Below are 12797 nucleotides of genomic sequence, written 5' to 3'. Positions count from 1 at the left end.
TTGAAAGTAAAGAGAAAGTATAATAATCTGGATGTGGATTTTCATAATGACTATACAGAAGTATGCGAGCTTTTAAGAGCCACATATCCTGAGGCTGAATTTGATCCAAATGATAAAGTGAATATTTGCATAAACAGGATTTCTGAAATTTCTCAAGATATGCTCTTGAGTGATAGAGGCCAATATTTCAAAGAGCACGCATTAAAAGACAAGGAACATATAATGGCGGGCTTGACTGGTCTTAGTGCCCACATTTGTTCAGAGGTGCCGAACTGCGGCGAGTGTTGTATATCAAAATATTGCAATCGCTATATTAATGACCAAATTAGAAATGTGGACACTGAAGCTCCGAAGTTTATCGATTTGTTTTGCGGAGCTGGCGGCCTTTCTTTAGGTTTTAGGCAAGGGGGGTATGTCCTCAATCTGGCAAATGATATTGAGCCGTGTTGCATCGACACATATAGCCATAACCATCCAGAAACGCCGAGAAAACACATAGTATTGGGAGACATAAATGATGTAATTGACAATATGGAACAATACCTACGATTTGGGACTACGGATGTTGTAGTAGGGGGTCCCCCGTGCCAAGGATTTAGCATGGCAAACAGACAAAGACTAATAGATGATCCGAGGAACTATTTATACAAAAGCTATATAAGAGTGGTTGAAATGATACAGCCGAGATTCTTTGTTATGGAGAATGTAAAAGGAATGCTTTCGGTGGTCGACCAAGTCAGGGAAGATTTTGAAAATGTCGGATATGCCGTGAGCGCGAGGATACTGAACGCCAAGGATTTTGGGGTGCCCCAAAACAGGGAACGGCTTATATTCATTGGCAACAGAATTGGTATTGACAATGAAGAAATTTTTGCCGACCTGTTCGATTATGCAGAGGAGCAGCAAAGCCATGTATTGAAAGATGCTCTTTTTGGATTAAAGACATTAAGGGCATCCACTATTAAAAATTCAACGAATATTAACACAGAAGAAAGCGGAGGTAAGATTTCGAAAGCATATGAAACCGCGGCTAACAGGTATATGGACAAAATAAATCAAGGTTTAAAGGTACCGTATGTGTTGAATCACAAAGCCAGATATAATAACGATAGGGATATAGAAATATTTGGACGTTTACACCAAGGAGATAAATCCGACGATCCAAAGATTGCAGATATCATGCCTTATTCGAGCAGAAACCATATCTTCAAGGACAAGTATTTCAAACTTGAAAATGACAAGGTCTGTAAGACGATAACTGCGCATATGAAGTTTGACTGCAACATGTATATACACCCGACACAAGCAAGGGGTCTGACTCCTCGTGAAGCGGCAAGAGTTCAATCATACCCGGATGATTACTTCTTTAGGGGAGCCTATACAAAGACCTACATGCAAATCGGGAATTCTGTTCCTCCCCTGCTAGGTCGAGCTATAGCGACTACAATTAGAAAATATCTATAAAAAAAAGAGATATCCCTATGATCATAGGGATATCTCTTTTTTTTGTAATTATAAGTAGTACTTTTTCAAAGTTTCCAAGTCGATTCCTATGCCAGAAAGAGCAAGTACATCTTTTCTCTCTGAGTAGAGCTGCTCTATCATATTGGACACATCATCGAACTTTCCATAGTGGATTTTTGCATGGCAGTGGGGACACAACGGAACTATATTACCCTTGACATCAAGGCTATTTTCAAAATCATCCTCGAAGGCCATGGGTATAAGATGATGAGCCTCTACATAGGGGGAACCGTTTTTAGACTGGAATGTGAGGTGGGAGCTGTCTATGGCACATTTGTAGTCTCCATCTTTTATGGCTTCTTTGCCAATGGCGGCACTTCGTTTTGAACGCTCGCTTAGCGAAGTGACTTTGCCCGCTTTAGGCATTGGAGCATGTTGTGTAACTGATGGCTCTGCCTCAACAATCTGTTGTTGATAAATGGAGTCGGCTATGGCCTCCATGTCAGATATCATTTCATTGTCATCATATGAAGCTTCGATTCTCTTTAGCGCTGACTTTATCTGGATTTTTGCTGTGTCGTGCAGGTTGAAGAAGACGGATGTTCCGACACTTGCGACGGATGAATAATACTCTTTTGGAATCCCAATCGCAAACAGACGGTCGCTATCCGAGTAACCTAAAAAAACGAGCAGGTCATTTTTATAAAGTCCGAGCCTCAAATCAATGAACAGAGAATCGTCGAGTTTAATTTTGCTTATTTGAACCTGATTCTCTTGAGAACGTCTGTGTGCAATTTTTGCCAGTGTAAAGGAGCGTTTGATTTCAAGGTCATTAGGAGAAATAGAGGCTGAATTTTTATGGAGAGCCTTTATATTGGCCAAGGAAACATCAATGTCTATTCTCTCATCTTTGGATGCCGAGGTTCTATTGGCAACCTCTTCGGAAGGAAAGAAAAAGTGTCTTGGATCGCCAGTCACATGTATGTGTGTCTGGTTGCTTTTAGAGGCTCCCGGTTTGTTTTGGGGCATTAGACACACTGACGGTAGGTTTAATATCAAGGCTCTGTTAAAATGATTCTCGTCAAAATATTTTGAAATTGTGTCGTCACTCATGCCAATTGAAGACAGGTAGCCTTTTACCAATTGTACTGGGTTTAAGTTTTCTAGGTTGCTCATATAAATCCCTCCTTTAATTTTCCATATCATGAAGCTTGTAATAATATTATCATGATATCCTGTGAAGGTCAAGAGTATTTTCGGGATTTCCTGTGATTTTTTTTAGAGCTTCGGGAAAAGGTGATTCGGTAAACTACGAAACACAACCTCGATGGCTCCTGCCAGTTGTGGGCAATAATGGTATGCACAATTTTGGAGAAACGAAAAAATGAATGAAAAATAACAAAAGTGAAATATATATTATTTATATGGATGTCTATGCTGATAGACAGTCCATATATGGGATATTCGAACGCAAAGGGACATATAATTTAGAGAATGTTATATTTTGAGTTCTTAATAATATATTCCTCTATACATAGTCTGGGTATACGCCATTTACGCCCCACGCGAAACGCTTTCAAATCACCACTATTAAGTATTTTATATGCGTAGTTCCTACCAATATACAAAACTTCCATCAATTCTTCCACGGTTAGAACATCATTTTCTGAGTTGATCATAAGGTAGTCCTCCTATTAGTTATATTAGATTATTGTTGATTAAATTAGAGCTTGTTTCTTTATGTAGGCCTATGCTTGAGCACGTCAAAAAAATGTGAAATTCTAAAATAGTGGTTCACAGTATAATTTTTTATTGATGTATTATAATAGAGAGTGGAGAATGGAGGGAGCTTAATCAAATGATTAATGTATACGAAAAAATATTTGATGTTTTAGGGATAGATGGAGACATAAAGAGCGTATTGGAAGATAATGACTATTCTGGAATTGATTTTGGAGAAAAATTCAAAGGTCTATGTGCTGATTGGGATATGGATTATGATTTCATGAAAAAATGTATAACGGACTACGCTCTGTACGAAGTTTATCGAGAGGAGTGTTTGTTTGACAATAATGATTTGGAGTTGATGGAGCAATACCAAGATGAACTTGTTTTACAGATGACTTTGGGTGACGTATTAGATGAATATTGTTGTGACTCGCCACAGTCATATTATGAAAGCTATGGATGTTTGTTAAATGAAAAAGAGGATGAGGGAGATAAAAAAGAACGAGAGAAGATAATGGATGCCATTGGCATCAAAGAACAGAATGGAAATAGAGGAGGCAGTCGATATATTTTCAAGGAGGGTCTTTTTTTCAAAATATATAAAGACAAGCGGATGAGGTACAAGCAGCCACTAAATAAGGTGGCAGATAAAATAGATATAGTAAGCGACATAGACAGGTTCAAAGAAGCCACTCTGGGGTTTTTGGAAAAATTAAAATTCTTGGAGGAGATGAATTTCACAAGGGATCTTCACGATTATGAAAATACAACCAATATGCTATTTGTATTTAACCTATATAGAGCAATACGGGAATTACAAGCAGACTTTGAATATGAGGCAGATGATGGTTATCTGAATGCCTTGTCTTCATTGATTTTAATTGAAAACATAACGCTTAAGTTACACATAATGAATAATTTGGTTGAGAAAGAAGACTCAAGAGAAGATTTCTTGTTTTTTTCAAAAAGTGATTTCCGCATGCCGCTACATAAAATTTATATTCTATCCCTAGTGTACCCAATGCTAATTAAGGAATTTATAAAGCGAAATCTATACACAAATGCCGAAAAAGAGGGAGTTACTAAAACCAATGTTCGCGGTGAGAATAAAACTGAAATTGAGAAATTAAAGCATAGAGTTTATATGCTGGAAAGGCTGGGGAAAATAAAAATATATAATTTGGCTGAAATGCAGAGTAGAGTGGCGGAAGTAGAGGTAGAAAACCGCCATTTATTTAAAAGACTCTATTTGAAAGTTTCGAAATTGCAACAGGAAAAGGGTAAGTTAATAAATAATTTTAACGATTATTTTGACGAGAAGATAAATATATTTGAAGAATATGGTTTGGATATTGAGTATGGCTCTTTATTTGATGATGAAGTAACTGACGATGATTACCCGGTATTTGAGAATCAGCAGATAAGCAGAGATGATGCTATAAAAATATTAATGGAGGGCTCTTTGTATGAGTTACTGGACAATATAATTCAAAAATGGAGAAGGGAGAAAACAAAGAAAAACGGAAAAAAATAATTAATAAAACAAAACCCCGCCAATTTTTTTTTGATGGCGGGGTTTTGTTTTATTAATGGTTGCACTGGGATATTGTGATTTTTTTGTTAATTCCGCTAAAAAAGTGTGATGTATCCTCTCTACAGGGGGTGAAGGCAATGCCAGATAAAAAGAATAAAAACGAAATCGGCATAGAAGATTATTTTAAAGAGCATGGCTATAATATTGATTATGATTTGAAAAAAACAAGTAGTGTACGTACATTTGAAAGTCAAGAGGAGGAGGATTTCATAAAATCACATAATGAGAGCGGGCCATTGAATGATAGCAATAAAAGCATTGTGGAGTACGACGTGTATAAAAAGGTGATAAAGCGGTATCGATTTAAGGTACACAATGAGGACATATATAGCTATTCGGAAGAACTTGGATATTTCAAAAAGCTTACACTTAATGAAGTGAGGGTGCTTATTCGAAATGGATGGGGCGAGAAAATCGAGATGTTGCTCAATAAGCACAGAGTAGACGATGTTATTGATCGAATAAAAGGTTGCAGGGATCTTCAAATAACAAGCAACAACTTCGATATGCACGATGATTTTATAAATTTTAGAAACAAGGTTTTTTGCGTATCACAAGGTAAGACTTATGAGCATTCGCCGGAATACAATTTCAAGAGTTTCATAGATGCAGAGTATAGAGAAGACATGAAGAAGAAGGATGGAAGAGCGTTCATGAATTTTATCGCTACATGTACAGGGGGCAACGAAGCAAAAGTGGACCTTATCCAGGAAATATGTGGATATGTGTTCAGTAATTATTCGAGAGCAAAAAAATTCTTTGTTTTCATAGGGAAACCCCACACGGGAAAGAGTACGTTTCTCGACATTCTCAAAGAGATTGTAGGCGGTGAATATACTACCGCAATTCCACTTCACAAACTTGGAGATCGATTTATGACCGCAAGTTTGTTTGAAGCGAAGCTTAATATTTCGGGAGAATTATACGAAGGAGAGTTGAAGGGACTAAATACAATAAAAGCATTGACTGGGAACGATGATGTCATTGGAGAAAAAAAGGGCAAAGATCCTTTTGTTTTTAAAAACCGAAGCAAGCTCATTTTTGCCGGGAACAGTATGCCGACATTAAGGCGACTTGACAGCACATCAGCATATTTTGATCGGATTGAATTCGTTATTTTCAACAACACAATTCCAGAGGATGAAAGAGATTTAAATCTGAAAGAAAAAATTCTAAGTGAGCGGGATTATATAGTGTATTGGGCCATGGAAGGATTGCGAAGACTTATAAAAAACAATTTTGTTTTTACTCGTTGTAAGGAATCCAGGAAATTCAAATCGCAGTATATGCAAGAGGTGAACACTGTAGATTCATTTATCGAGACTTGTTGCCATGTGGATCGCGACAATAAAGAGTTAAAGGCCCACAAAAGGGACTTGTATAATGCGTACAGTAAATATTGCCAGGACAACTGTTTAGCATCGTTAAGCAAAATGGATTTTTTTAGGCAGATAAAAACACTGGCATTTAAAAGTAAAAAGTTTAGGAAAAACGGTTCTTTGCCGCTTGAAGGATTCTGTGGAATAGAGTTAATGGTGTGATGCTTCCAATAGGACTGTGGCCTGGCATATCGAGAAAGCCAAAAGCACTAATTAATAATTATAGAGACAAGAGAAGAATTGCTACATTTGCTACATGACATTGAAAATGATGGCAGGGCAAGGCTTGGGGTGATGAAGCCAAGATGAAGATAAAAGAAGTTTTTCTTCAAGCAGGCTACCATGGCTACGTTATTACAGCTACCATTTTGGAATGCCGTCAGAAAATCCAACCGACTAGGTTGACAAATTTCACCAAGAAAGCGCAAAGTACAACGAAAAATTTATATATTATTTAAGAGAGAGGGGCTTTAATGTGAGCAAGTACGATTATGAAAATCTAATAAGCATAATAGCAGACCTTTTACTTGAGTATAACGGATCTTATAAACAGGAGGATATAGACAATGAAAAAAGTTGTGATCTATGCTAGAGTGTCGACTGCTGAACAGGCAGAAGAGGGCTATTCGATTGATGCTCAATTAGATACGGTTAAGAAAAAATGTGAGCAGGAGGGTAGAGTCGTTGTAAATGAGTATGTGGATAGGGGAATCAGTGGAAAGTCTATAGAAAAACGGGATGCCCTTAAAAAATTGCTCAAGGATGCCGCAAAAGGGCAATTTGAAGAAGTCTGGGTTTGGAAGACAAACAGACTGGCAAGAAATCATTTGGATTTATTAAAAATAGTGGATGAACTAAATAAAAATAATGTGGGTTTCAAAAGTTGCTCAGAAGTTTTTGACACCTCCACTCCGACAGGAAAGTTGATGATGAATTTATTAGCCTCTGTCGGGGAATTTGAAAGAGAAACTATTGTCGAAAACGTGAAATTGGGAATGAAGCAGAGGGCAAAAATGGGAAAGTGGAATGGTGGCGTAGTGTTGGGCTATAAATCGGTTAAATCTGGGGATGACAAGGAGAAATCGAGATTGGTGATTGTTGAAGAAGAAGCTGAAACGGTCCGAATGATATTTCAACTGTATGCGAGTGGAAGAGGGTTGAAGAGTATAGTGAACCATATAAACAAATTGGGTTATAGAAGCAAGAAGGGAAATATGTTTGCGATTGCTACAATAAAGGAGATATTGCATAACCCCGTATACATTGGGAAGATAAGATATAACAGGATGCAAGATTGGAATGAAAAGAGAAGAAAAGGCAGAAACGAAAATCCGATGATAGTGGATGGGGAGCATACTCCCATTATAGAGATTGATTTGTGGAACAAAGTTCACAGATTATATAAGGAACGATCGCATAAACCGGTAAGGAACTTTAGTGGGTCGTATCCTCTAACGGGAATATTAAAATGCCCGCAATGTGGCGCGTCAATGGTAGCTGGCGTGGTCAAAAGAAAGCTCAAAAATGGAAACTATAGTATTCATAGATACTACTATTGCGGACGCTGGAGAAACCAGGGAATTGCTGCGTGCCACTCTAATGGAATAAGGAAAGATTATGTCGAGGAAATTGTTTTCAATAAAATAAATGAAGTTTTGTTCAATGAGCAGGTATTGAGTGACATAGTTTTCAATTTGAACAAGAGGAGTAGCGACATCATAGAGCCGCTGGATAACCACATTAAAAAGACAGAAAAGGTGATTAGAGAGCTTGAATCTAAAAAAGCTAGAATATTTGAATTATATGAGGAGGGAATTATAAGCAAATGCGATATTTCAGATAGGTTAAAAGAAATTATGCAGAAAATTGATGTCGAAAGGCAGAAAATTGAGGAGGCAGAAAAGCAACTCAGTCAGAGCACTTCGGACCCGATAGAATATGAAGTCGTAAAAAGGCTTATGTTAAATTTCAATTATATATTGAAGGAGGCCGATATAGAAAAAAAGAAACTTGTTTTGAATCTGGTTATTCGAGAAATAAAAACAAATCCTGATCGAACAGTAAAATCGATATTGTTGAATTTTAATAATAAGACAAATCAATATCTAGGAAATTCAGAGGATGAGTCAAATGACGACTCATCCTCTTTTTGTTTGGAAATTAATTTGTGTATGGATAAACCATAAAAAAGGAGATGTCTAAGATGGAAAAATATGAATTTCTTAAAAACGGACAGAGGGAATGGGACAATGAAGAAAGTCAAATAAGTAGATCTGCTAAAAGAGTAAATATAGTTAGCATAAAATTGATCAAAGAGGACAGTTTCCTCTATCCAGAGAGAAGGGTTACTTCTCCAACCGATGCGTATAATCTCTTGAAACGCTTTTTGATAGAAGCAGATCGTGAATATTTTGTGGTCGTGTGCCTGGATACCAAAAGGCAACCTACCGCAATAAATATTTGTCATATAGGCAGTTTAAATGCAAGCATAGTTCACCCAAGGGAAGTTTTAAAGGTGGGAATCCTTTCGAATTCAGCATCAATAATTGTTGGACACAACCACCCAAGCAATGACCCCACTCCAAGCAGGGAGGATGTTGAAATAACAAAGAGGTTAGTTGAGGCAGGAAAAATTGTTGGAATAGAGGTTGTTGACCATATCATTGCGTGTTCGGACAGATATATATCCTTAAAGCAAGAAGGCATTATTTGAAAAAGAAAATATTCAATACAGCATCTACGAATTGCAAGATGTCATCTGAATACAACTTATGTATAAGCAATAAAACCGCGGCGTGATTTTAAAATCACGCCGCGGTTTTATAAAATATAAATATACATATGTTAAAAATGTTGTAAAAGTGTATCAAATTGGGTATTGATACTCGTGAGTAACGCCTTTAGTTGAAACTAAAGGCGTTAACGCTGCTATATACAATATTAAATGGAAGGGGTTAAAAGAATGAGGAAGGTAGCACTAATATTTATAGCCATGGGGATGCTATTATTCGGAGGTTGCTCGGATATCACAGCGGACCATATAAAGAAAGAAGCCAATGATAAAACAGAAAACGTGGCTGACAAAGACAACGAGTATGTGGCGATGGTTAAAAATGGGAATCCGGTGGATTATCCTGACAAAACTTTTGGCAATTGTTTTGAAAATTTCTTTGGCTCACCAACATGGAAACACTTTGAGTCGGATGAAGAAGTAAATGTTGTTGAATTTACAGGCGAATGTACATATCAAGAAGTGCCGGTTAAAGCCAGAATACAGTTTATAATAGCAGCAGACGGTGGATCATTCGAGGTGGGATATTTGTCTTTTAACGAGGTTCCTCAAGATATGCTAACAACAACCGCATTGTTGAGTACTGCTTTTGATAGTTACACCAGCGCTCCGCAAGGTGAGACCAACAGCGAAAAGGGGGAAGCTCACAATGCTTCGCAAATCAATGAAACGGATGAGCCTGTGGGTTATATATCTTTTAATAATGTAAAGGCATCATCTGAATTAGCAGAAAGTAAGCAGGCAGATTACATAGCTCAAAACACAAGAGACTCTGTCAAAGAAACTGCGTGGGTGGAAGGGAGAAGTGGGAATGGCATAGGAGAGTGGATATTATTTGCCGATAATTCCCAAAAAGAAATAAGCGCAATAGAAATATTGTCGGGCTATCACAAAAATAAAGATTTGTATTTGAAGAATAACAGGGTGAAAAAAATCGGGATAGAATTCTCCGATGGTAGTTATATAGAATCGGCTTTAGAAGACAGTTTTGGAATGAGCAATACAATCACATTAGAGCAGCCAGTGAAGACATCAAGTGTCAAATTGACGATATTGGACGTATACGGAGGTACGAAGTATCAAGATACTTGTATTTCGGAGATTGACTTTATTGGCAGATAAGAGGACGAGAAATTTTCTGACATCGTTTTTTGAACGGTGTCAGATTTGTTTTACTAAAGAATGGATGGATCAATATTCGGTATGATTAATAGTGTTTATGGTTCTCGTTGTAGGCTATATGAAGGAATAAAATGGAATTGGTTTGCAGGGTGCGTCAATGAGGGGAACCCTATCACAAATAGGCAATAGCAGTAAACTTTGCTTAAAGCACCGTATCAAAGGAGGGGATTTAATTGCCAAAGGTTATTAAATTAACAGCTGATACACCAACAACATTTGATCCATTCAAGGATGGCATCAAAATGCCGATTACAGGTTTGTTTGAAAAGGAAGTTATGCTGTCTGATACGATAGTTTGTGAGCGAACTGTTAAAATTTACATACCTGAAGCAGTTGAAGCAGGTGCTTATTTTATTGTATTGACAGTTCCCGACGGGGAAAACACCATTGAATGGTTGAAGTCAAGTGGCTGGATGGCGACGGCTGAGCAAAATAACATATGGTTATATATTATGGAGCCGAAAGATAAGAAATGGGGTAATGTCGAGCAAGAGATGACTTATATCAGCCAGGCATATTCGAATATTTTTACTGACAGAGGAAAGCATTACCTGACTTTTCCGACGAGGTATCTTGTGGGATATGGCACTGGTGGAAAAGCATTACAGATGTTTGCGATGAAAAATTGTATTACAGTTGCAGCTGCAGCCTTTATTGATGCAAGCAATATTGACGAAACTTACTTGGACATAATGAGAAACACAAAATATGAAAAATCGGATATTTTATTAAGTGAAGTGCCTATGCCTGTTTTGCTAATATCTGAAAATTTTTTTGGTGACATCGCAGCTGTTGCAGCTTATTGGAAAAAAGCAAATGCATGCGTTTTCAAACCATGTGATTTTAATGGAGGGAAAATCTTTCGTCAGAAAGAAGGCAGTCGTGACCAATTTACTCCTACTAGCTGCAGCAGCGTAGCTCTTATTAAAAAGAAATGTGAGGATTATAATGATACTGCCTTGACCAATATGATATATACCAAATTTCTTTCGAGATATACCCGCTATGGCGGCTTTGTAGGCGGAAATACATTGGGAATCCGGCCGAACCATAACGCGCTGGGAGTTGAAATCAAAAAGATCATTGTAGATGACCGTGTAAGAGAATATCTTGTATACATTCCACAAAAGATTAGAAAAAGCACCGAGCCTGCTCCGGTATTATTCTATTTTCCGGGTAGTCAGCAAACCCATAAGATGATGTTCGACATATCGCGTATGTGGGAAACGGCCGATGAAGGAAACTTCATACTCATTATTGCTCAAGGTATTGCTGATATAAATTATGATAATTGGCCTATGTGGGACTTGACAAAGCCTGTTGAAAAAAATTATGATTTGAAATTTGTTGAAGCTTTAGTAAAGCAAGCCGATAAAGATTACAATATTGATTCAGGGAGACGCTATATCGGAGGTCAATCAATGGGTGGGATGTTTTCGTTGATTGCGGGCATGAACATATCAGAATATTTTGCGGCGATAGCAACCACCTCCGCATTCTACATTGAGTCGTTTATGGGTGGACCGTTAGATGAAAAAAAAGATGCGACTAGATTTGAACCTATACCTTATTGGACGTTTATTGGTGAATACGATATATGGCCATATGACTTTATTGAGAATCAGGATGTGAAAAAAACATTGGAGTACTGGCTTGGCAGAAATAATGCCGGAGCCATAGGTGACTATATATTTAAAAGAGATGGCCGGTTTTTAACTTATGAATGGACTAATGAGAAAAATGTACCGATGGTACGTTACACGGTGACAATGGACAGAGGTCACAGCATGCTGCCTAAGGAAATTTCGATTATGTGGAATGAGTGGTTTTCAAAATGGCATAAAGACGATAATGGAAACATAATTTTTCTGAAAAAAGAGAAATCGGAACCATAAAAAGCCTGGAGACAAGTTTGTCAACGCGAAAAGACTGTGATAGTATATAGGCATATGCGAAATTCAATATAAGTAATGGAGGAAATGAAGTAATGGAAAAATTGCCAAATTGTCCAAAATGCAACTCGGAATATACCTACGAGGATGGAAGCCTTCTTGTGTGTCCAGAATGCGGCCATGAGTGGAATCTTGCCTCAGAAGCTGAGGCTGCAGGGGATGAAAAGGTTGTAAAGGATGCCAATGGAAATGTCCTGAATGACGGCGACACGGTGACTATAATAAAGGACCTCAAGGTAAAAGGCAGCTCGTCATCTCTGAAAATAGGAACAAAGGTAAAAAACATACGTCTTGTCGATGGCGACCATAACATCGAATGCAAGATTGACGGTTTTGGTGAGATGAAGCTTAAATCGGAGTTTGTAAAAAAGGCATAAATCAAAATTGATTCGAATGATCGGCGAAATCCGGCATTCATAGGGTCTGGCCACGGGATTTTGAACTATACCGTGGCTATTTTTGCGATTGTTTGAATAAAAATACTTTTTGGCTGCTTTTTTTTGTATTATAATATAACAAATGAAATCTATGGCTATCGCCGAGTTCCACAGTGTGGAAGCGGGGGACCCAGTAGTAACAGGGGTGAATCCTGCACAGCAGGTAGGGCAAATCTCTTGCAGCCCGAATCCGTCAGCTAACCTCGTAGGCGTTGGAAGAGAAGGATAAGATTTGTCCTGCCTGTCATCTATCGACCGGTTGAGTGGTCT

10 protein-coding genes and 1 riboswitch are annotated in these 12797 nt (G+C 37.8%); of the genes, 8 read left to right on the top strand and 2 right to left on the bottom strand.

The genetic code is table 11. From position 1 onward, the window contains the following. Nucleotides 1-1464: a DNA cytosine methyltransferase gene (locus tag GT589_RS01055; RefSeq protein WP_293394660.1), complete on the top strand. Its 1464-nt coding sequence runs from the start codon at nt 1-3 to the stop codon at nt 1462-1464. A 48-nt stretch (nt 1465-1512) separates the two neighbouring features. Here the strand turns inward: GT589_RS01055 and GT589_RS01050 are convergent, their stop codons facing one another. After that, a complete protein-coding gene (locus GT589_RS01050; protein WP_293394657.1) occupies nt 1513-2640 on the bottom strand; it encodes an HNH endonuclease in 1128 nt (375 codons plus the stop codon). Between the two features lie 311 nt (nt 2641-2951). Further along, entirely contained in the window at nt 2952-3143 is a 192-nt protein-coding gene (locus GT589_RS10100) for a helix-turn-helix domain-containing protein (RefSeq protein WP_293394654.1), read from the bottom strand. Between the two features lie 179 nt (nt 3144-3322). Between GT589_RS10100 and GT589_RS01040 the strand changes: the two genes are divergently transcribed. From GT589_RS01040 to GT589_RS01010, 7 genes are all read left to right on the top strand, one after another. Beyond that, nucleotides 3323-4726 (top strand): hypothetical protein, encoded by a 1404-nt coding sequence (locus GT589_RS01040; RefSeq protein WP_293394651.1) that lies wholly within the window; start codon nt 3323-3325, stop codon nt 4724-4726. Nucleotides 4727-4863: 137 nt separating this feature from the next. Beyond that, nucleotides 4864-6327, top strand: a complete 1464-nt coding sequence (locus GT589_RS01035) for a DNA primase family protein (RefSeq protein ID WP_293394647.1) — start codon at nt 4864-4866, stop codon at nt 6325-6327. Nucleotides 6328-6731: 404 nt separating this feature from the next. After that, on the top strand, nt 6732-8351 hold the full coding sequence (locus GT589_RS01030) for a recombinase family protein (protein WP_293394645.1): 1620 nt from the start codon (nt 6732-6734) through the stop codon (nt 8349-8351). 17 nt (nt 8352-8368) lie between these two features. Beyond that, nucleotides 8369-8878, top strand: coding sequence for a JAB domain-containing protein (locus tag GT589_RS01025; protein WP_293394642.1), 510 nt, complete (start codon nt 8369-8371; stop codon nt 8876-8878). 249 nt (nt 8879-9127) lie between these two features. Continuing rightward, a complete protein-coding gene (locus GT589_RS01020) occupies nt 9128-10078 on the top strand; it encodes an NADase-type glycan-binding domain-containing protein (protein WP_293394639.1) in 951 nt (316 codons plus the stop codon). Between the two features lie 233 nt (nt 10079-10311). Next, nucleotides 10312-12033, top strand: a complete 1722-nt coding sequence (locus tag GT589_RS01015; RefSeq protein WP_293394636.1) for an alpha/beta hydrolase family esterase — start codon at nt 10312-10314, stop codon at nt 12031-12033. A 92-nt stretch (nt 12034-12125) separates the two neighbouring features. Further along, nucleotides 12126-12467: a zinc ribbon domain-containing protein YjdM gene (locus GT589_RS01010; protein WP_293394633.1), complete on the top strand. Its 342-nt coding sequence runs from the start codon at nt 12126-12128 to the stop codon at nt 12465-12467. Nucleotides 12468-12616: 149 nt separating this feature from the next. Beyond that, nucleotides 12617-12755: riboswitch (cyclic di-AMP (ydaO/yuaA leader) on the top strand. Nucleotides 12756-12797: the final 42 nt, after the last annotated feature.

The sequence above is a fragment of the Peptoclostridium sp. genome (assembly GCF_009881055.1).
GTDB lineage: Bacteria > Bacillota > Clostridia > Peptostreptococcales > Peptostreptococcaceae > Peptoclostridium_A.
Note: the sequence above shows the minus strand (reverse complement) of the source record. Positions and strands in the feature narration are given on the sequence as shown.